Annotated in this window: 22 protein-coding genes and 1 pseudogene; 6 read left to right on the plus strand and 17 right to left on the minus strand. The window is 35.0% G+C overall.

The features are described 5' to 3' along the window. Positions 1–78: 78 nt before the first annotated feature. The 4 genes from rfbF to VF726_RS18395 are packed head-to-tail and all read left to right on the plus strand — an operon-like array spanning position 79 to position 4,059. A complete protein-coding gene (gene rfbF / locus VF726_RS18380) occupies positions 79–846 on the plus strand; it encodes a glucose-1-phosphate cytidylyltransferase (protein WP_440170916.1) in 768 nt (255 codons plus the stop codon). 1 nt (position 847) lies between these two features. After that, the gene (rfbG, locus tag VF726_RS18385) at positions 848–1,903 is read left to right on the plus strand and encodes a CDP-glucose 4,6-dehydratase (protein ID WP_440170918.1); all 1,056 of its coding nucleotides are present in this window, start codon (positions 848–850) and stop codon (positions 1,901–1,903) included. Between the two features lie 12 nt (positions 1,904–1,915). Continuing rightward, positions 1,916–3,139 carry a methyltransferase domain-containing protein gene (locus VF726_RS18390; RefSeq protein ID WP_440170920.1) on the plus strand — a complete coding sequence of 408 codons (1,224 nt, stop codon included), beginning with the start codon at positions 1,916–1,918 and terminating at the stop codon, positions 3,137–3,139. After that, positions 3,136–4,059: an NAD-dependent epimerase/dehydratase family protein gene (locus VF726_RS18395; protein WP_440170922.1), complete on the plus strand. Its 924-nt coding sequence runs from the start codon at positions 3,136–3,138 to the stop codon at positions 4,057–4,059. Before VF726_RS18390 ends, VF726_RS18395 begins: the two co-directional genes overlap by 4 nt. Here the strand turns inward: VF726_RS18395 and VF726_RS18400 are convergent. Both VF726_RS18400 and VF726_RS18405 read right to left on the minus strand, forming a co-directional pair. After that, a complete protein-coding gene (locus tag VF726_RS18400) occupies positions 4,028–4,813 on the minus strand; it encodes a glycosyltransferase family 2 protein (RefSeq protein ID WP_440171417.1) in 786 nt (261 codons plus the stop codon). The genes VF726_RS18395 and VF726_RS18400 overlap by 32 nt on opposite strands. 54 nt (positions 4,814–4,867) lie before the next feature. Further along, on the minus strand, positions 4,868–5,242 hold the full coding sequence (locus VF726_RS18405) for an SH3 domain-containing protein (protein WP_440170924.1): 375 nt from the start codon (positions 5,240–5,242) through the stop codon (positions 4,868–4,870). A 202-nt stretch (positions 5,243–5,444) separates the two neighbouring features. Here VF726_RS18405 and VF726_RS18410 point away from each other — a divergent pair, with 202 nt between their 5' ends. Next, positions 5,445–6,329 carry a DMT family transporter gene (locus VF726_RS18410; RefSeq protein ID WP_440170926.1) on the plus strand — a complete coding sequence of 295 codons (885 nt, stop codon included), beginning with the start codon at positions 5,445–5,447 and terminating at the stop codon, positions 6,327–6,329. 45 nt (positions 6,330–6,374) lie between these two features. Here VF726_RS18410 and VF726_RS18415 read toward each other — a convergent pair whose 3' ends face one another. Beyond that, positions 6,375–7,196 carry a pentapeptide repeat-containing protein gene (locus VF726_RS18415; protein ID WP_440170928.1) on the minus strand — a complete coding sequence of 274 codons (822 nt, stop codon included), beginning with the start codon at positions 7,194–7,196 and terminating at the stop codon, positions 6,375–6,377. 195 nt (positions 7,197–7,391) lie between these two features. Here VF726_RS18415 and VF726_RS18420 point away from each other — a divergent pair, with 195 nt between their 5' ends. After that, the gene (locus VF726_RS18420) at positions 7,392–7,568 is read left to right on the plus strand and encodes a DUF1272 domain-containing protein (protein ID WP_001207874.1); all 177 of its coding nucleotides are present in this window, start codon (positions 7,392–7,394) and stop codon (positions 7,566–7,568) included. Positions 7,569–7,633: 65 nt separating this feature from the next. On the opposite strand, the gene VF726_RS18425 is transcribed toward VF726_RS18420, so the two are convergent. The 14 genes and pseudogenes from VF726_RS18425 to spxA form a co-directional block, all read right to left on the minus strand. After that, a complete protein-coding gene (locus tag VF726_RS18425) occupies positions 7,634–8,698 on the minus strand; it encodes a lactonase family protein (RefSeq protein ID WP_440170931.1) in 1,065 nt (354 codons plus the stop codon). A gap of 120 nt (positions 8,699–8,818) precedes the next feature. Continuing rightward, positions 8,819–10,360 (minus strand): gluconokinase, encoded by a 1,542-nt coding sequence (gene gntK, locus VF726_RS18430; protein ID WP_440171419.1) that lies wholly within the window; start codon positions 10,358–10,360, stop codon positions 8,819–8,821. Positions 10,361–10,517: 157 nt separating this feature from the next. Then, entirely contained in the window at positions 10,518–11,186 is a 669-nt protein-coding gene (gene fsa / locus VF726_RS18435; RefSeq protein WP_440170933.1) for a fructose-6-phosphate aldolase, read from the minus strand. A 51-nt stretch (positions 11,187–11,237) separates the two neighbouring features. Beyond that, positions 11,238–12,131, minus strand: a complete 894-nt coding sequence (gene gnd, locus VF726_RS18440; RefSeq protein ID WP_440170936.1) for a phosphogluconate dehydrogenase (NAD(+)-dependent, decarboxylating) — start codon at positions 12,129–12,131, stop codon at positions 11,238–11,240. 96 nt (positions 12,132–12,227) lie between these two features. Continuing rightward, on the minus strand, positions 12,228–13,712 hold the full coding sequence (zwf, locus tag VF726_RS18445; RefSeq protein WP_440170938.1) for a glucose-6-phosphate dehydrogenase: 1,485 nt from the start codon (positions 13,710–13,712) through the stop codon (positions 12,228–12,230). 386 nt (positions 13,713–14,098) lie between these two features. Continuing rightward, positions 14,099–14,575, minus strand: a complete 477-nt coding sequence (locus VF726_RS18450; protein WP_440170941.1) for a heme-degrading domain-containing protein — start codon at positions 14,573–14,575, stop codon at positions 14,099–14,101. 225 nt (positions 14,576–14,800) lie between these two features. After that, a complete protein-coding gene (locus VF726_RS18455; protein WP_440171421.1) occupies positions 14,801–15,223 on the minus strand; it encodes an STAS/SEC14 domain-containing protein in 423 nt (140 codons plus the stop codon). Positions 15,224–15,330: 107 nt separating this feature from the next. Next, on the minus strand, positions 15,331–16,650 hold the full coding sequence (locus VF726_RS18460; protein ID WP_440170943.1) for an aromatic amino acid transport family protein: 1,320 nt from the start codon (positions 16,648–16,650) through the stop codon (positions 15,331–15,333). A gap of 978 nt (positions 16,651–17,628) precedes the next feature. After that, positions 17,629–17,739 (minus strand): annotated as a pseudogene (locus tag VF726_RS18465) (DUF3888 domain-containing protein); the annotation flags it as partial. Positions 17,740–17,751: 12 nt separating this feature from the next. Beyond that, entirely contained in the window at positions 17,752–18,087 is a 336-nt protein-coding gene (locus tag VF726_RS18470) for an IDEAL domain-containing protein (RefSeq protein ID WP_440170945.1), read from the minus strand. A 123-nt stretch (positions 18,088–18,210) separates the two neighbouring features. Next, positions 18,211–18,624 (minus strand): Rrf2-family transcriptional regulator SaiR, encoded by a 414-nt coding sequence (saiR, locus tag VF726_RS18475; protein ID WP_440170947.1) that lies wholly within the window; start codon positions 18,622–18,624, stop codon positions 18,211–18,213. 159 nt (positions 18,625–18,783) lie between these two features. Further along, positions 18,784–18,918, minus strand: a complete 135-nt coding sequence (locus VF726_RS18480; protein WP_000573531.1) for a BA3454 family stress response protein — start codon at positions 18,916–18,918, stop codon at positions 18,784–18,786. A gap of 111 nt (positions 18,919–19,029) precedes the next feature. Continuing rightward, entirely contained in the window at positions 19,030–19,164 is a 135-nt protein-coding gene (locus tag VF726_RS18485) for a BA3454 family stress response protein (RefSeq protein WP_440170950.1), read from the minus strand. A gap of 46 nt (positions 19,165–19,210) precedes the next feature. Next, entirely contained in the window at positions 19,211–19,606 is a 396-nt protein-coding gene (gene spxA, locus VF726_RS18490; RefSeq protein ID WP_440170953.1) for a transcriptional regulator SpxA, read from the minus strand. Between the last annotated feature and the right edge of the window lie 402 nt (positions 19,607–20,008).

Genomic DNA, 20,008 nt, shown 5'->3' on the forward strand with positions numbered 1-20,008 from the left:
ATTGCCCGTTCCTTTCTCATTTAAGTACATATCATAATAACATCGATATCAAATTCTGTTTATAAGTAGGAGGAAGAAATGAAAGCTGTTATTCTTGCAGGTGGATACGGAACAAGGATTGGGGAAGAAACGCATTTAAAACCAAAACCTATGATTGAAATTGGAACAAAACCTATTCTATGGCACATTATGAGCTTGTATAGCCATTACGGAATTACTGAGTTTATTATTTGCTTAGGCTATAAAGGATATGCAATTAAAGAATTCTTTCTAAATTACAACTTACACATGTCCGATTTCACGATACATTTAAGCGACAATACAATTACTAACCATTCTCATCGTATAGAACCGTGGAAAGTGACACTGATCGATACCGGTCTAAATACCGAAACAGGTGGACGAGTTAAAAAAATACAAAATTACATTGGGGACGAACCTTTCTGCCTCACTTATGGCGATGGATTAAGTAATGTAAATATAAAAGAACTCATTGCATTTCATAAAAAACACGGAAAAACGGCTACTGTTACAGCCGTACAACCTCCTGGCAGATTCGGTTCTCTCGTATTAGATAAACAGTCTGTCACATCCTTTCAAGAGAAGCCACTCGGGGATGGTGGATGGGTTAACGGTGGCTTTTTCATTTTAAATCCTGAAGTTTTCAATTACATTAGTGGAGATAAATCTGTATTTGAAACAGACACTTTAGTTCAGTTAGTAAACAAAAATGAACTAGCCGCATATCAACATACCGGCTTTTGGCATCCGATGGATACATTGCGCGATAAAAATAAATTAGTTGAGCTATGGGAAAATAATAACGCTCCGTGGAAGGTTTGGTAATATGGCTTCATCATCTGTTTGGAATAAGAAAAAAGTATTTATTACGGGACATACTGGCTTTAAAGGCTCCTGGCTCACCCTCTTTTTAACTTCCTTAGGTGCAGAAGTAATCGGCTACTCTTCTCACCCCCCATCTACCCCAAACCTTTTTGAACAAGGTAATGTAGCAAAAGAGTGCACATCAATTAATGGCGACATTACAGATTACGATGCTTTATTACATGCCCTAAAACAACATAACCCTGACATACTATTTCATTTAGCAGCCCAGCCGATTGTCACCATTTCATACAAAAATCCTATCGAAACATTTAAAACGAATGTTTTAGGTACTGTTCACGTATTAGAAGCAGCAAAACATATAGAAAGTATACGCGGCGTCATTAATGTTACAAGTGATAAATGCTATGAAAATGATGGGAGTGGTAACCGTGCATTCAAAGAAAGCGACCGGTTAGGAGGTTACGATCCTTATAGCGCTAGTAAAGCTTGTGCTGAACTAGTGGCAACATCCTATCAAAAATCATTCTTCCGCACGAACGCACTTCACCTTGCCTCAGTAAGAGCAGGGAACGTTATCGGCGGTGGTGATTGGGCAAAAGACCGATTATTCCCAGATGTCATTCGTGCATATTTAGAAGATGGTACGTTAAATATTAGAAACAAACACGCTATTCGCCCGTGGCAACACGTATTAGATCCTTTACATGGATATATCCTTTTAGCTGAAAAGCTTTGGAAAGACGCTGAATATGCAACAGCGTGGAATTTCGGTCCGATGAATGAACCTAACAGAACAGTTCATGATGTCATTCAATCTATAATGAAATTATGGAATCAACCACTAACAATCCTTTCTCCTCATACAAACACTCCTTATGAATCACCTATCTTAACACTCGACAGTACAAAAGCAATAAATAAACTCGGTTGGACTCCTAAGTTATCAACAGACCATTCTATCGCTTGGACCGTTGATTGGTACAAAAAATATGCATCTGGTGAAAATATGGAATCTTTCACACGACAACAAATCGATGCATTCAAAAATTTATAAGGGGGCTACAAAATGGACCAGAAAAAATGCCGTTTTTGCCACTCACTACTAATAAATACTTTTTTAGATTTAGGTGTTTCCCCTCTCGCTAACTCATTTGTCGCTCCAGAACACTCCTATAAAATGGAACCATTTTATCCGCTGCACACATTTGTTTGTCATTCTTGTTTACTTGTACAATTAGATGAATTTGAATCTCCGCACAATATTTTTCATGACTACTTATACTTCAGCTCATACTCATCAAGCTGGCTACTACACGCTAAGCAATACGTAGAAATGGCTATGAAACGTTTTAACTTAACAAACCATTCAAAAGTAATTGAAATCGCGAGTAACGATGGATACTTATTACAATACTTTCAAAAAGAACATATCGAGACGCTAGGAATTGAGCCGGCAAAAAATGTAGCAGAAATCGCTATCCAAAAAGGGATTCCTACTGAAGTGAATTTTTTCAGCAATGACTTAGCAAAAAGGTTACCTCAAGCAGATTTAATCGTCGCAAATAACGTATTAGCACACGTTCCGAACTTACATGATTTTGTTACCGGTTTAAAAACGTTATTAAAACAAGATGGCACAATAACAATTGAATTCCCTCACTTATTAAACCTCATATCCTTTAAACAGTTTGATACGATTTACCATGAACATTTCTCCTATTTCTCACTTATAAGTCTTCAAAAAGTTTTAGCTCACCATCATTTACAAATTGTCGATGTAGAAGAACTTGCAACGCACGGTGGTTCCTTACGTATTTTTGTAAAACATTACAGTAACAATTCCACTATCCATTCCAATGTTACAAACTTAATCCAAAAAGAAGTAGATCACGGGCTAGATACATTAGATTGCTATCTCATTTTTTCTAAACGCATCGAACAATTGAAAATAAATATTTTAAAATTTTTTATCGAAGCAAAAGCTTTAAATAAACAAATTATCGGCTACGGTGCTCCAGCTAAAGGAAACACCCTTTTAAATTATTGCGGGATAGGAAAAGAATTTCTAGCTTATACAGTAGATAAAAATCCTCACAAACAAAATCTCCTTCTACCAGGAACACGTATTCCAATACAATCTCCAGAAGAAATTAAGCGTACAAAACCTGATTACATCCTCATTCTCCCTTGGAATTTAAAAGATGAAATTATGAAAGAATGCTCTTTCATTCGCGAATGGGGCGGCAAATTTTTAGTAACGATACCAGAAGTTGAGGTAATTGAGCCATGAAAAAAGTCCTTGTAACAGGCGGTAGTGGGTGGATTGGTAAATATGTTGTAAATTCTCTTATACAAAAGGGTTATGAGGTGCACGCCACTTATCATACAAATAAGCCTTCTCACATCTCTTGCCACTGGCATAAAGTAAACTTATTTTGCGATGAAGAAGTAAAAAAACTCATTTACGATATGAAGCCTAGTCATCTCATTCATTTAGCTTGGGAAGCAGTGCCACCGGCGTGTTATGTATCTATCAATAATTACTATTGGCTTACATCCAGTATCTCGTTGATTCAACACTTCACAACTTGCGGCGGAAAGCGAGTCGTTGTTGCCGGTACTGGCGCAGAATATGAATGGTTTAATGGCGTACTATTTGAAGATTCACCGCTTCTTTCCTATAAAACACCGTATTCATTATGTAAAAACACACTGCACTCTTGGCTACAATCATATGCACAGCAAATAGGCCTCAGCATGTGTTGGGGCCGCATCTTTCATATGTATGGCCCTCACGAACAAGGGAACCGGCTCGTTTCTAACATTATTACTTCCTTATTAAAAAATGAGGAAGCACTATGTACACATGGAAAACAATCAAGAGATTTCCTCCATGTGGGCGACGTCGCTCATGCTCTTGTAACAATATTGGAACAGGGCGTTACAGGCACAATCAATATCGCTTCTGGTCAATCTGTACAAATTAAAGAATTGGCATCTATCATTGCTAAAAAGATAGGAAAAGAACATTTAATTAAACTAGGTGCAATCCCTTTCTCTACAGATGAACCTTTATTCGTCGGCGTTCATGTAGAGCGTTTAAAAACTGAAGTAAACTGGAAACCAACATACGATCTAAATACAGGAATTGAAGAAACCATTTTATGGTGGGAATCATTTATAAAAAAACATAACGATATGCATCACTAAAACGTAAATCCTTCGTCCCTCTTGCTAAATCCTTATACCATTCTTCTAATTTTTCAGGTGTAATAATATGATGCGTTCCCATCCCCCCTTGCTTACTAGCTTCTGAAAGTGTCGGTCCAATTTGTAATTTCCTCTTTCTCATCGCATCATTCCACGGACTAAATCCAAACCATAATATACAAGCAAGAGGCGGATAAATCATAGATTCATGTGCAGATAAATGTCTTCCAACCGTATAACTTCCGTGTTCATGATTATGAATAAATCTACCTCTCCTCCATAACGGCCAATCTTCTGGTAAATAACCGTGAAATCGCTGTTTCATTAAAGGTATTCCAAAGTTAAGGTCCGGATAATTATAGTTAAGATCATCGACCATAATAAGCCCTTCCAGCCAATACATCCTCTCTCCCAATTCATTCAGTGATTTCCAAAACTGATTTTTATCTTGCATACAAAGAAACTCAGTCGTATTTAAAATCATTTTCCATCCCTTTACTTCTTCTTCTACCCTCATCACTTCATGATCTGTCGCAAATGCATCAAACTCTGGATTTGCAGAATCTCGTACTTCCCAGTGTGGCGCGAATTTTTTACAAATTCCAACCGAACGATCTGTTGAACCTTTATTAATTAAAATACCATGATCAAACAGTTTCGTATGATGAGCAAGCCACCATGGTAATAAATACTCTTCATTATAAAAATGAGAAATAACGGTTGTAGTTATAACAATCTCCTCCTCGGTCTCTATTAATCTACTTTTTCATCCTACAACCAATATACTCATAAACTAAAAATATGTTTCCTATATTAATAACCAAATAGTATTACTAATATTTTGTAAGTTTTCCTTCGGTACCCAGCCATCCTCACCACCTGTTTTTTCACACCAAACCCATCCATTCAATTCTTCTAATCCAATCAATCTTTCTCCAATACTCACATTTAATTCTTTCGCAGTATATTGTTTCGTAATGATTCCTACACCAGTTGTATTTTTCATTATAATTTGCTCCGGAACCCATCCTTTCCGGTTATACTTCTCTTCGTGACAAAACATCCAGTTTTCCCAGTTTTCAGGACCAGCGTAACTCTCTATCATTTTCACTATATCCCCCTCTTCTAAGCGAATTGGATCAGGATAATTGCTAACATGTGATTTTATTACGATATATTCCATAACAACCTCCAATAATCAGAAAATTAAGTTATAATGTCATTATAACTTAAGAAGGAGGAATACACATGTACTACAACGCTTCATTCGAAAACGATCAACCTGTAGGCCGTCTATAAACTAAGACGGGCATTTATAAAACATATACACTTTGCCTCGTCTTAGGGAACTCATAAAACCCTAAAAATAGACGGAGGTACTTTACATGAAACAAACAATTTTAGGAGCTATATGTTTATCACTAGCAGCTAGTATATGGGGCGGTATGTATGTTGTTAGTAAATACGTACTCGACTTTATCCCACCACTAACACTCGTTTGGCTACGCTTTATCATTGCTTTTGTTGTTTTATATGGCTTTTTGAAAATAGCTGAGAAAAAGCAAAAGAAGAAAGTAACTATTCGCAAAAAAGATTGGCTTTTATTCGCTTGGATTGGATTTATCGGATATTTCATTTCGATTACATGTCAATTTATCGGAACAAAATTATCCGACGCTCATACAGGCTCTTTAGTAACATCAGCTACACCTGCATTTATGGTTCTATTTGCAGCGATCATTTTAAAAGAAAAACTAACCGCTCGTAGATTACTATCTACCATCATAGCGACAATCGGTGTCATTATCGTCATTGGATGGGATATTGAAATTGGCTCCTATTTTATCGGTACAATCATATTAGTTGGGGCAGCTATTACGTGGGCTTTACTATCTATTTATGTAAAAATTGCTTCAGCCAAATTTTCATCTTTAGTGATTACAACGTACGCCATATTCTTTTCACTCTTTTTTATTACACCTTTTATGATATGGGAATTTCAAACAAACCCGATTGAAGATTTGAACATGTATGTAGTATTAGGCGTACTTTATTTAGGAATCGTCTCAACAGCAGGTGCCTTTTTCCTTTGGAATAAAGGGTTAGAATTAATGGACGCTAGCATCGGCTCCTTATTTTTCTTCTTCCAACCTATCGTTGGATCATTGCTTGGTTGGCTGCTCTTAAATGAAACATTAAATAGTAACTTTTTTATTGGTGGTATTCTTATTATATGTAGTGTTTTCATTACTACTTTTGAAAAGAAATGAAAAACAGGCAGAGATTTTTAATCTCTGCCTGTTTGTATATACTCTTTACGCACTCCAATGCGATGGACGGGACAACATTTTCGGCAATTTCGTATGTTTGTCCCCTTTCGCTGCATTAATTTGAACTTGCGTCAGAAAAATACTATTTGTAAAATCAGCCCCACGAATATCTGCATCTCGTAAATCAGCTCCGATGAGATCTGCTCCTCTTAAGTCTGCACCATTTAAGTTAGCCGCAATTAAATAAGCTCCTCTTAAATTCGCCCCTTGCAAATTTTTCTTTTTCAAATTTGCTCCCATAAGGTCTGCTCCGCGGTGAATGATTCGTTTCTTACGCGCAGCATTCATTTCCTTCCATACTAGTTCGCTCGTTTCTAAAAGTAAAATATTCACTTCTGCACGATGTAATGGAATATTTACTTTCATTAACTCATCCGCATTTAAATTCGAAAGTCGCTCTGTCTCTTCAATCGCTTTACTTAACTCTTTATGAATCGATTGTGTCGCCTGTAAAAGAATAGCCTCATTCAAATACCAGAGCATTTCATGAAGCTGATGCATAACTGGAAAAGCATCATACATTTTTCTCGCATGCTTGGCATCTTTCCGCCAATCAATTCCGTTAAACGTAACTTGAGAAATTTTCTGTCCAGCGCCAAAACATTCAAATACTGTACAGCCTTTATAACCTTTTCCTCTAAGATTTTTATGTATACTGCATTTAAAATCTGATTGTAAATTGGAACATGGTTTACCACCATCTTTATTCACTGCAAAATCTACCGATGCTGCGAACGGTAATGCCACGCAACATAGACCGAAGCATTTTTCGCAGTTTGCTTTTAAATATTCGCTATGATTAGTCAAAATGTATACCCCCTGTTGTCTTTTGACTATTTCATAATATTCTAACTGCACAAAATAATCAATTTAAAAATAAAAGAGCTCCTTTCATTTCAAATCATAACTTTATCATTCGATTTCCTTTCAATTGAAAAGGACTAACTCTGCCTATTGAATTATAATTAAATTATAAATATTCAAACAAAAAGGAGATTTACTATGGCACTACAAATGAAAACAAACTGTCAAATTTGCGATCAATCGCTGGAACAAGATTCTGAGGCATACATTTGCGTATATGAATGTACATTTTGTGCACCATGTACAGAAGAAAGACACAACGTTTGCCCAAACTGCGGCGGCGAGTTAGTACGTAGACCGAAAAAGAAACAATAAAAGCAAAGCGATATCGCTTTGCTTTTTATTGTTTTCTGAGTATATGAAATTATATCGAACACAACTTAAATATTTAAAAACTTCACACAAACAGGCTCTGGCACAGCAACATCAGATTGTAAAAGTGTTAACTTACCTGTAGATTCATCTCTTGAAAATAACACAAGATTATGTGACTTTTCATTTGTAGCAACAAGGAACTTTTCAGTAGGATCTAATACAAAGTCCCTCGGCCAATTTCCTTCTGTATGTGTATGTTCAACAAATGTAAGCTGACCTGAGTTTTGATCCACGCTGAAAACAGCAATACTATTATGACCACGATTCGCTGCATACACAAACCGGCCGTCAGAAGAGATGTGTATGGCACTCCCTTGACTGTTCTCATCATCTTCTGGAACAGTAGAAATATACTGCAATTCTGTAAAGGATCCCCCTTCAGGATGATACGTTAATACAATGACTTCTGAACTAAGTTCCGTCATCACATAAGCGTACTTTCCATTTGGATGAAATGTAATATGTCTTGGACCACTCCCTGGTTTCACAGACAAGCTATTCACTTCTTTTAATGCACTATCTTTTATTTCATACGTAATTAATTTATCAATCCCTAAATCGACACCTATCACATATTTTTCATCAGGAGTATATCCCGCGTAATGTGCATGTGGTTTTTCTTGTCTTTCTTTATTCGGTCCTGTACCTTCATGTGTCATAATAGATAGAGCAGGACTTACCGTTCCATTTTCTTCATTTACTTCAAAAGACTCAATCGTTCCTTTATGATAATTCGCTGTAACTACTGTATGATTTCCACTATCAACACTAATATGACAAGGAGAAGCACCTTCTACTACTTGTCTATTTTTCGCTTTTAGTTCTCCAGTATGACTATCAATCCAATAAGCAGCTACACCACCAGATTCTCCTTCCTTAACAACAGAATAGAGATATTCATTATTTTTGTTAATTGTTACATATGTAGGGTTATCCTGCTTCGCCGCAAGTGTTACATTACTAATTTTTTTTGCTTCTACATCTAAAGTAAACCTATATATTCCTTCACTATTTTCTTTCGTGTATGTTCCAACATATCCAATAAAATCTTTGTTATCCTTCATTTTCATAACCCTCTCTCCCTATATTTTTCATTCATCTTACTTCTTAAAATATTTTATGTTGAAAGAGTATCCTAAAAAATCGGAGTACCTCTTTATACGTTACCATATTTTCCTGCTAAATAGCTTTTAAACCCACTTTTTTTGATAAGCTGCTATACTCTCATATTCTTCTTCCAATTGACGGGACAGACGAATATAGATTGGTGTTAAATCTTTATATTTTTCCACACTTTCCATGTTTGGTTCATGGTGGAAATTCGCACCTACCATTTCAGAAACTACATGCAACGTATCTACTTCACCTAAACTATATAAACCGAGGATTGCAGCTCCTAAGCAAGAGCTTTCGAAACTTTCCGGAACATATACGTCTTGATGGAAAATATCTGCCATCATCTGTCTCCAAAGTTCCGATCTTGCAAAACCGCCTGTCGCTTGAATTTTTTTCGGTTCGCCAATTAGCTCTTTTAAAGCAAGAAGAACTGTATACAAGTTATAAATGATTCCTTCTAAAACAGCACGAATAAGATGCTCTTTCTTATGATGTAGGCCAAGCCCAAAGAAAGATCCCCGTGCATTCGCATTCCATAAAGGAGCTCTTTCCCCTGCTAAATACGGATGAAATAATAAACCGTCAGATCCCGGATTCACTTTTGCTGCTATTTCCGTAAGTACTTCATAAGGATCTTTTCCTAAGCGCTTCGCATGCTCAACTTCTAACGTACATAATTGGTCGCGAACCCACCTAAAAATCATACCACCATTATTAACCGGTCCACCAATTACCCAAAGGTCCTCAGTTAAAGCGTAACAAAAAGTCCTCCCTTTCGGATCCGTTACAGACTGATTTGTTACAACTCGCACCGCGCCGCTCGTACCAATTGTAATAGCAACTACTCCAGGTTCTATTGCATTCACACCTAAATTCGATAGTACTCCATCACTCGCTCCTATTATAAAAGGAGTCGTAACAAGTACATCCATTTCTCTTGCAAGTTCTTCATTTATCCCTATTAAACTGTGCGTCGTTGGAACGAGTTTAGAAAGCTTTTCCTCTGAAATTCCTGCAACACGCAAGGCTTCTTCATCCCATTTTAAAGATTTCAAATTGAACATTCCTGTTGCTGATGCTATAGAATAATCAATTATATATTCTTTAAATAACTTATAAAAAACATACTCTTTAATTGAGATGAATTTATAGCTTTTCGCAAACAACTCAGCATGCTCATTTTTAAGCCAAACTAATTTTGAAAGTGGTGACATAGGATGAATTGGTGTTCCAGTACGAAGGTAAATTTCATGACCATTCATATCATTCTTTATTTTCTCTGCCCAGCGCGCGCTTCTATTATCTGCCCAAGTGATACATCTCGTTAACGGCTTTCCCTTCTCATCTACAGCAATGATACTATGCATGGCCGAACTAAAAGAAACACAAAGAATATCAACTGGCTGCACATTACTTGTTTGTATAGTTTCTTTAATCGTATGTATGACTGCTTGAAAAATCTCTTCTGGATCTTGTTCTGCTGTTTCTGGCGCAGGTGAATATAAAGGATATTCAATCCCATGACTTGCAATAACTGATCCATCGATCGAAAACAAAACTGCTTTTGTACTAGTTGTTCCAATATCTACACCAATCATATATTTCGCGCTCACTATGTAACCCCTTTCAAAACATTCCTATAACAAAATACCACTATTGTTTATACAAAAAAGACGCTCCCTTATGAGAGCTACGTTTTCATAAACTTCACTCTCATAAGGAGGTCCTTTTCCTAACTATAGTGCTATTTTGAAAAATAAAAGCCTCACTTCATTATAACTTAGGCGCTTTCGCCCAGTCCGCAGCAAACTTTTCAATACCTTGATCAGTTAATGGGTGCATAGCAAGTTGTTCAATTACTTTATAAGGGATTGTTGCAATGTGTGCACCTGCCATCGCTACACGAGTTACATGATCTGGATGTCTAACAGAAGCCGCAATAATTTGTGTATCTACTTGATGAACATCGAATAATTCAGCAATTTTAGCAACTAATAATACACCATCTTCAGAAATATCATCTAAACGTCCTAAAAATGGAGAAACGTACGTTGCACCTGCCCTGGCAGCTAAAAGAGCTTGGTTCACAGTGAAAATAAGTGTAACATTCGTTTTCACACCTTTTTCAGTAAGATAACGACAAGCTTCTAATCCTGCTAGTGTCATCGGAAGTTTTATTGTAACTTTTTCATCGCCACCGTTAATTTTAATCAGCTCTTCTGCTTGAGCGATCATTTCTTCAGCTGTAACAGCATCTGGCGTTACTTCTGCTGAAACAGATTCAACGTTAGGTACTGCCTGACAAATTTCCGCAATACGGTCTTCAAACTTAATGCCCTCTTTTGCTACTAAAGACGGGTTCGTTGTAACACCAGCTAAAACTCCAAGTTTATATGCTTTGTTTATGTCCTCAAGATTTGCAGTATCAATAAAAAACTTCATGATCCATTCCCTCCAATTTTTAAACGTTAATGAGTTATAATTTTAAGATGTTTATTTCTTTTCTACCGCATGTCCGCCAAATTCATTGCGCAGTGCTGCGACAACTTTTCCTGTAAACGTATCATTGTCTAATGAGCGGTAGCGCATTAATAACGACATTGCGATAACAGGAGTTGCTGTTTGAAGGTCTAATGCTGTTTCTACTGTCCATTTTCCTTCACCAGAAGAATGCATAACACCCTTAATTTCATCTAATTTTGCATCTTTAGAAAATGCATTTTCTGTTAATTCCATTAACCATGAACGGATTACTGAACCGTTGTTCCATACTCTTGATACTTTTTCATAATCGTAGTCAAATTCACTTTTCTCTAGAATCTCAAATCCTTCACCAATAGCAGCCATCATACCGTATTCAATTCCGTTGTGAACCATTTTTAAGAAGTGACCACTACCAGCTTTTCCAGCATATAAGTATCCATTTTCTACAGCAGTATCATGGAAGATAGGTTCAACGATGTCCCAAGCTTCTTGATCTCCTCCGATCATATAACAAGCACCATTACGAGCGCCTTCCATTCCGCCAGAAGTTCCTGCATCCATAAAGTGAATGCCATCTTTCTTTAGTTGTTCATATCGGCGAATGGACTCTTTATAATGTGAATTACCCGCTTCAATTAAAATATCTCCTTTTGATAAAAGTGGTGTAACTTCATCAATAACAGAATCAACAACAGCGTGTGGCACCATAACCCAAAGAATTCTTGGTGATTGTAATGACTGAACAAGATCACTTAAACTAGATACACCTGTAGCCCCGTACTCTTTCATTTCTTCCACTGCACTTGCATTTAAATCAAATGCTGCTACTTCATGTTTATGATCCATTAAATTCTTCCCTAAATTCAATCCCATTTTACCTAAACCAATTAATCCTACTCTCATAATATAATTCCTCCTTGAATTACCTTTCATCATAAATACATGTTAATAAAATGATGAATATCTTTTTGTCATATTGCTTTACTTGTAAGAATGTACTTACTTTTTCAATTCCTCATCTAACCACCATTTAAATTCACTTTCTTGTAATAGAGCATGAGCAGCATCCGGACCATACGAGCCAGACTCATATTTATGAAGAGGTAACAAATTCTCTTCGAACGCTTCAAGGATTGGCTGCACCCATTCCCATGACAATTCAACTTCTCTCCAGTGTGCAAAGAATGTAGAATCTCCGCATATAGCATCATAAATAAGCCTTTCGTAAGCTTCAGGTATTCCCACTCCTGTTTGCTCACAAGTGAAATGAATACGGATCGGTTCAAGCTCTCCATTGTTCAATGGATTTTTACTATTTAATTGGAGTGAAACATTTTCATTTGGACTAATTTCAATGATTAACAAATTAGGCGCTGCATTTGGATTACTATCTTGATACTGCTGTTTTAATGTATTTTTAAACTCAATTACAATACGAGTAGACTTTTCTTTCATTCTTTTTCCTGTTCGTATGTAAAAAGGAACATCAGTCCAAAATGGGTTATCAATCCATAAGCGAGCCGCAACAAATGTATCTGTTTGAGAAGAAGGATTAACTCCTGGCTCCTCTCTATACGCTATAACTTGTTGTCCTTTTATTTCACCTGAAGCATATTGCCCGCGAATGATATGGTTTTGAACGTCTTCTTTTTTCACTTTACGAAGAGTCTCCATCACTTTTCGTTTTTCCTCACGAATTTCACATGCATTTATCTTTTCCGGCAGATTCATTGCAGTCATCATTAATATTTGCAGCATATGATTTTGAACCATATCGCGAATGGCTCCTGCATGATCATAATATCCTGCCCTTTCTTCTACCCCAACCGTTTCACTAGCTGTTATTTGTACATTCGCAATATGTTCTTTATTCCAAATCGATTGGAGAACAGGGTTTGCAAATTCAAGCGCTTCAATGTTTTGAATCATCGGTTTACCTAAATAATGATCAATACGGTATATTTCGTCTTCTTCAAACGTTCGGCTAAGCTTATCATTCAGCTCTCGAGCAGATGGAAGATCATGACCAAACGGTTTCTCAATCATTAGGCGCTTCCATCCATCCGTTTTATCCAGTCCACTTTCTTTAATATTTAAAGCAATGGTCTCAAAGAAGTCAGGAGTAACTGAAAGGTAGAACATTCTATTCCCTTGTATATTTTGTTCTTCTTCCCTTTCAACAACTACTTGTAATAACCTTTTATAGTCTTCTGGCTTATTCACATCTAACGGACAATAACGAAAATACGCTAAAAAATCTTCTATGTTCGGAGTACCTTCTTCCTTGCGACGAGAAAAAGTTTCTATGGATTCTTTTACTCTTTTTTGAAAATCTAAATGAGATACTTCACGTCTTCCAAGCCCAATAACAGATATTTGCTTTGGAAGCTTTTGATCTCTATATAAGTTATATAGCGCGGGGTAAATTTTTCTTTTAGCTAAATCCCCTGTTGCTCCAAATAAAACAAAGGTCATTGATTCCAATTTCAGTCCCCCTCGTGATGTATAGTCATTTTCACTATAGTAAAAATGCATTGTACAGAAGCTACTATTATTGTTAATCCATTCTTACTTCTTAACTGCTAATTCTTTATATTTGTCGCTTTCTAATTGTCCCCAATATTAATAGTGGCAATTCAAAGCATTTTTACCACATACTACTTACCTGTAACTTATATAAAATAACTTAATTATTAAAAGTAATTAAGTTATTTTATGTCTATCATATTAACTACATAGATTATTATCGTCAAGAAAAGTGTCTCGAATTAAAGATTTTTCATCCTGTAACATCTTATTAGAAATATGTTCATGAACTGAATAGTAAAAAGGCAAAATCGAACATATTCTTGTTCGGTTTTGCCTTTTTACTATTCATTCAAATGATTTTTAACTGCCCTTACTACCAATTCGTGATCTTCTTCTGGTGGTAATCCTGAAACGGTTATCATCCCAATAACCCCTACATCTTTTATTTGGACCGGAAAACATCCACCAAACGCAGCATAATCCGACCTATCTAAAAGATACTTTTCATTATATGAAACGCCCGTTATTTCACTTTGTATTTGCATATAATACGAGCTATGATTATGCAAAGAAACAACTCGTTTTTTACGCTCAATCCATTGCGTATTTTCCGCAGTTGTCCCTGTCATCTTGAAATGAAATAGTTGCACGCCATTTTTCGCTATATCAACAGCAATCAATTTCCCTTCTTGCCTCGCCGTTTCAACGATAAATAAACCTATTTGCAGTGCATCTTCATTTGTAAAAGAGGAAAATTGAAGTGTTTCCTCCTCTATTAAAATTTGTTTACTGATTTCATTCAAATTTGAAGTACTCATATGTTTATCCCCCTTACTCACTTTATGCCACATTGATATTTTTGAAAGCAATATATCTAATACCTTAAAGCGTATACTCTTCTTCCTGGTGCTATTATGAATTATATTTAACGCATTAAAAATGTATGTCCTCTAATGCTAAACATTTCGCATAGAAGTTTCCTTCCTGATACTACTTGCAAGCATAAAAAAACAGTTGCTTAAGCAACTGGTTCACTAACAATTTCATATGGGATATGCATTCAACCATAGGAATGCTTGTTCATAATCATCGAAAAATTTTACAGATTCTTTTGTATTAGATTGTTGTAAATAATTCAATATCTCTCCTTCTTCAAGAAGAAAAGCAATTGCCTTACTGTGTTTCAAAATCGTTTCATTGAAAAACTTCTCTTTCCATGCTTTTTGAACAGAAAAATGATCTGGTATGTATCCTTTTCTATCGACCAACAATTTATATTTCCGCTCCTCGGAAATGAATTGCTGACAAACTTGCTCGAAACCATTAAACCATTCATACACATCATCTGTTTTAATCTTGCCAATTAGACGGGTAACAATTATATCTCCTGAAACTTTCGTGCTAATATTCAGTTTACTCAACTTGAAATCATCTCCCTTAGCTACAATTATGCGGAAATATCTCATAAAATCAACAAGATAAAACTGTAACGCATTAAAAAGGGACAGACCCTCCAAACGGAGAAGCCTGTCCCAAAATCGTTCTATTTAATATTAGAACTAACAATCGTGAATTAGAATAATGATTTAATACTTGCTAAAACAGTAAGGACACCTACAATAATAACAAATACGTTACTCATTTTCCCTTTGTATTTAGCTAGTACTGGTACTTTTTGAATCGCATACATCGGTAATAGACATAAGATAGCAGCAACTAATGGACCACTTAGAGAATCAATAAGTCCAAGAATACTTGGATTTGTATAAGCAACAAACCAGCATGATAATACAACAAAAGTAAGGACGATTGTCTTAATTGTTTTTTCTTCAATATCTTTTCCACGTGATTTACCGAACTTAATAATCATGTCACGCATTACTTCAAATGCTCCGATATAATGGCCAAGGAAAGATTTTGTAATAGCCACAAAAGCGATGATTGGAGCTGCAATCGTGATTACAGGTGAATTCAGTTCATTTGCAAGATATGAAAGAATTGATAAGTTTTGCTCTTTTGCCATTTTTAAATCCTCTGGAGTCAAGCTTAGTGCACTACTCCAAACGAAGAACATAACTACTACGAATGTCATGATATAACAAACTTTTTGTATCTGCGCACATTTAGCATCAGTAGCTTCTATTCCATACGTAGCTCTCTGTTTCACAACAAATGATGAAATCATAGGTGAATGATTAAATGAGAATACGATGATTGGTAGAATCATTAATATCGTTCCTAAATATCCTGTTCCTGTTGAAGCAGTAGAAACAGCTGAGAAGCTAAGCATTGACGTATTCCACTGTGGAATTAAAGATATTGCGATAAACAGTAGAGAAGCTATGAAAGGATACACTAGCATACTCATGATTTTCACAGTAATATCTTGACCAAAATTCAGTATAGCGATAAGACCAAGAACTAATACAAGTGATAAAATGGCTCTTGGAGGTTCTGGCATGTGCAATTGATGCACGATAAAACTACTTGCAGTGTTTGTAAGCGCAACCGAATACATTAGTACGATTGTATAAATTGAACCGAAATATACGATGTTAAAAATGATACTCGCTTTATTTCCGAAATACTCTCTAATTGTACCTGTGATCCCCTCATCAGCAGAATTAGAAGCGTATATCATTTTAGCAAGTGCCCTATGTGAGTAATACATAACTGGATATGCAAGCAATGTAATTAGTAGTAATGATAATAATCCACCTGAACCTGCATTAATCGGTAAAAAGAGCACCCCTGCTCCAATTGCAGTTCCAAATAGGCTCAATGCCCATGTAGTATCCTGCTTATGCCACTTTTTCGGATCTGCATATTGCTCATTTTTTAGTGCGGTATTTTCAGCTTGAACTTCTATTTTCTTTGCAGTATTCCCGTTCATATAATAACTCCCCCTTTTATCTATTCCTGCGTCTCCCTTTATAACTAACGAATATTCTTTCAGAAAATGAATTCCTTACAAGTTGCCCCACATTGCAAGTCCTTCATCATAATGAATCCAAATTAAAACAGTCGCTAGTTAGCGTCCTAATATAATTGTTAGCGTTCACAAAAAAGTTTACTCGTAATATCCGCTCCTTATATAAAGACCACTTAAGAGAACAATATTGAATAGATTTCATAAATACGTTGCAACATTTCTAATAACAATGTATTACTTTAATGGTTTCTCTACATTACTTGTAACAGTAATTTCAGTTAAACCAGCCTCTCTTCATTTATGAGGCATTTCTTTCTCAATTCTATACCATCACTTTAATAGCTTCGGCAGCATTTATGGTATTGATTACACAAGCCACTGAAGCACTTTACATACATTTCGCCTCTAACCACACACCCTTCTTACTAATAATCGCATTTTTTATATTTTCTCCAGAGATAATAAAATTTCTCTCGACGCACTCATTATAACGTGTATATTTATAAAATTAATATTTTTATATTTTCAGAAATATTAAATGGATATAATTTTACATGGATAATATTTTACAGTTAGCACACAACCCTTGTTTCTATCACTTACAACGGAATTAATTAGCATAAAATACAGTAAAATATTGTTTATTTTAGCTACTCATTTTAAAAATATTTATATTATTCTTTACCGAAAAATTTTATTTCAAACTAAAAAAGATATTCTAATAAATAATTAATGTGGTTAAAAAGAAATATCTTTTTAAATACATAAACCAATTTTTAGGATATATATTATAGATATTGCATTCATATACGTTTTTCAACTTGATGGCAACGAGAGAACCTCTAACATTTTGCTAAATGAAAAAATAAGCTGGCCCATATGGACAGCTTATTTACATCATTATTATTATTAGGAGTGAGCAAACAAATCACTTCAATGTCATCTTAAGTTTAGTTTTTTCAACTCTTCTTCAGGGATATTTCTATGTTTGTATTGAATTGGTTGTATTTCATTTCCTTTTATACGAAAAGTAATTGTGTCCTCTCCATATAATATAATACGTTAAACCCTCTCACTAACTAGCTCTTTTATCGAGTTTAATTTTGAAGAAAGCTCGATAAACCATTCTTCGTCCCCTGTTACTAATGCAAGGTCTATAAGATAAAGGATTTGCTCCTTATTTATTACCTTTGATTCAGGGAGTTTGTTAACATGTTTACTAAAGAGTAAAATAGCTTCGTTCATTGTGTACTTGTCGTCACGTTTCACAATACTAACTGTGACTACATCTTCCACTTCATCAAGTGATACAATGTAACCAACTATGAATTCACCCTCATTTGATATTCCACGAACCCAATCTCCTACTTTTAAAACTTGATTATTATTTGACATCATACTTTTTCACCTTCTTATAAATATTTTTTGTGGCGATAAAAAATAAAAACAAAATCAAACTGTAATATTTTCCATTACATTTAAATAGTAAGAACTTACGGCTCTATATAACAATTAAGCCGCTTAACGTTCTTGATTGATAAGATCAACAACTTCTTTCATTGTATAGTCCTTTAAATATTCACCTAGATGTTCTTCTGCACCTAAGAAAATAGTGAAAAGAACTTTTCGCATATTCGAACCCACAATACACTGACCATTTGATTCAGGACACTTAGGCTGCAATGCACCTTCAGAGGTTATTTGATAAATATGCCAAAGATTAACTTCATCTAAATCTCGGGCGAAAATAAAACCGCCACCAGTCCCCTCTTTTGATTGTATAAACTTATGTTTTTTTAACAAACTTAGCACTTTGCGAATGCGTACTGGGTGAACACCTGCACTTTCTGAAATAGCATTACTTGTTGACATCCGGTCTGGCTGTAAAGCTAAATAAGTTAAACTGTGTATGGCCAAGGTAAAGTCGCTGTTCATTGTTTTCCTCCTACGATCAAAACTATTGTTTCTCCTATATTAACATACTGTAGCCATAAATATTACAGATAGGTTAGTTGAACGTTACAATATAGAACCACACTTAGCATAAAGAAATAGATTCCATAATTTCATTTAGCTTTTAAGTTAAAAATACATTTAAAGACTCCATTGTTTCTTCACTTGTTCTTCTGCCAACTGTTTAATTTTTGTCCATATCGTATCTTTGCTTACAATAACATTTGTTTGATAATTTCTATCGTTATAATTGACTGTAACGCATACTTCTATCATTTCCTTCTTCCTCCTTTCAAACAAATTTCTTCTTATCTATATTTAAGGACTGAACAGTCTTGGGTTTAGTTATAATCTCTAACCTATAACTTCATTTTTTAAATAATCAAATTAAAAATCCCACTGTTTTTTGACTTGTTCTTCTGCCAATTGTTTAATTTTTGTCCACACCGTATCTTTGCTTACAATAACATTTGTTTGATAATTTCTATTATTATAATTGACTGTAACACATACTTCTATCACCTTCTGTTTCCTCCTTTCAAAAAATTCCCTTTCACACTATTACTTATTAATTAGCCAACTTTTGCAGTTCAATGTTCAAGAATGTTCGAACGCTACGTGGTAAAAATTTTCGAATTTCTTCCTCATTAAAACCAATTTGCAATCTTTTCTCGTCCAGCATAATCGGGCGACGCAACATTAGTGGATGCTCAATTATTAATTTATAAAATTCATTCAGCGAAAGCTCATCTATATTTATATTTAAGTCTTGAAAAGTTTTGGATCTAGTTGAAATAATTTCAGTAGCACCCTCTTCTGTTAAACGAAGAATGGATTTAAGTTCATCCACTGTCATAGAATTGGATACGATATTTTTTTCAGTATAATTAATTTGATTCTCTTCAAGCCATGCTTTTGCTTTTCGACATGAACCACAGCTTGCTGTCGTATATAAAACCACCATATTTCACTCACTCCTTTAATGTTCTTTATGAAACGTACATTTTAAATATCGATTATTGAAATGTATTAAAAAAAATTACAGTTTAGAATCAAATACACGTAATATTATTTATTCAGCAATGTTTCGTTTATTTCTACTATTCGTTTCTTTTCATGCTTCTTCTATAAAATGATTGAAACTACATTTTACCGTCGATGACAATTCACTTCTAAAAATCTTACTGTAATTCTAAACTTTACAGTTCAATTAATCAACTGTTAAGTCTTGGAGTAATTAATCATTTTTTTGTGTGAATTTCACCATAGCGTTATAACGAATCAATTTCCAATGCACTTCAAAATACATTTTATTCATTTCTTACTTACATGTGCTATTATGAAATATATTTAGCATAATAAAAAG

Source organism: Bacillus sp. Brlt_9 (assembly GCF_051948935.1).
Taxonomy (GTDB): domain Bacteria; phylum Bacillota; class Bacilli; order Bacillales; family Bacillaceae_G; genus Bacillus_A.

Excerpts from the sequence above, each read along its gene's own strand:
- gnd (WP_440170936.1), bottom strand. The coding sequence starts at position 12,131 with ATGAGAGTAGGATTAATTGGTTTAGGTAAAATGGGATTGAATTTAGGG.
- rfbG (WP_440170918.1), top strand. The coding sequence starts at position 848 with ATGGCTTCATCATCTGTTTGGAATAAGAAAAAAGTATTTATTACGGGA.
- VF726_RS18480 (WP_000573531.1), bottom strand. The coding sequence starts at position 18,918 with ATGATAGAAGTATGCGTTACAGTCAATTATAACGATAGAAATTATCAA.
- VF726_RS18425 (WP_440170931.1), bottom strand. The coding sequence starts at position 8,698 with ATGAAAATGAAGGATAACAAAGATTTTATTGGATATGTTGGAACATAC.
- VF726_RS18410 (WP_440170926.1), top strand. The coding sequence starts at position 5,445 with ATGAAACAAACAATTTTAGGAGCTATATGTTTATCACTAGCAGCTAGT.
- rfbF (WP_440170916.1), top strand. The coding sequence starts at position 79 with ATGAAAGCTGTTATTCTTGCAGGTGGATACGGAACAAGGATTGGGGAA.
- VF726_RS18390 (WP_440170920.1), top strand. The coding sequence starts at position 1,916 with ATGGACCAGAAAAAATGCCGTTTTTGCCACTCACTACTAATAAATACT.
- VF726_RS18460 (WP_440170943.1), bottom strand. The coding sequence starts at position 16,650 with ATGAACGGGAATACTGCAAAGAAAATAGAAGTTCAAGCTGAAAATACC.
- VF726_RS18455 (WP_440171421.1), bottom strand. The coding sequence starts at position 15,223 with ATGAGATATTTCCGCATAATTGTAGCTAAGGGAGATGATTTCAAGTTG.
- VF726_RS18420 (WP_001207874.1), top strand. The coding sequence starts at position 7,392 with ATGGCACTACAAATGAAAACAAACTGTCAAATTTGCGATCAATCGCTG.
- VF726_RS18405 (WP_440170924.1), bottom strand. The coding sequence starts at position 5,242 with ATGGAATATATCGTAATAAAATCACATGTTAGCAATTATCCTGATCCA.
- VF726_RS18470 (WP_440170945.1), bottom strand. The coding sequence starts at position 18,087 with ATGATGTCAAATAATAATCAAGTTTTAAAAGTAGGAGATTGGGTTCGT.
- spxA (WP_440170953.1), bottom strand. The coding sequence starts at position 19,606 with ATGGTGGTTTTATATACGACAGCAAGCTGTGGTTCATGTCGAAAAGCA.
- VF726_RS18395 (WP_440170922.1), top strand. The coding sequence starts at position 3,136 with ATGAAAAAAGTCCTTGTAACAGGCGGTAGTGGGTGGATTGGTAAATAT.
- saiR (WP_440170947.1), bottom strand. The coding sequence starts at position 18,624 with ATGAACAGCGACTTTACCTTGGCCATACACAGTTTAACTTATTTAGCT.
- VF726_RS18450 (WP_440170941.1), bottom strand. The coding sequence starts at position 14,575 with ATGAGTACTTCAAATTTGAATGAAATCAGTAAACAAATTTTAATAGAG.
- fsa (WP_440170933.1), bottom strand. The coding sequence starts at position 11,186 with ATGAAGTTTTTTATTGATACTGCAAATCTTGAGGACATAAACAAAGCA.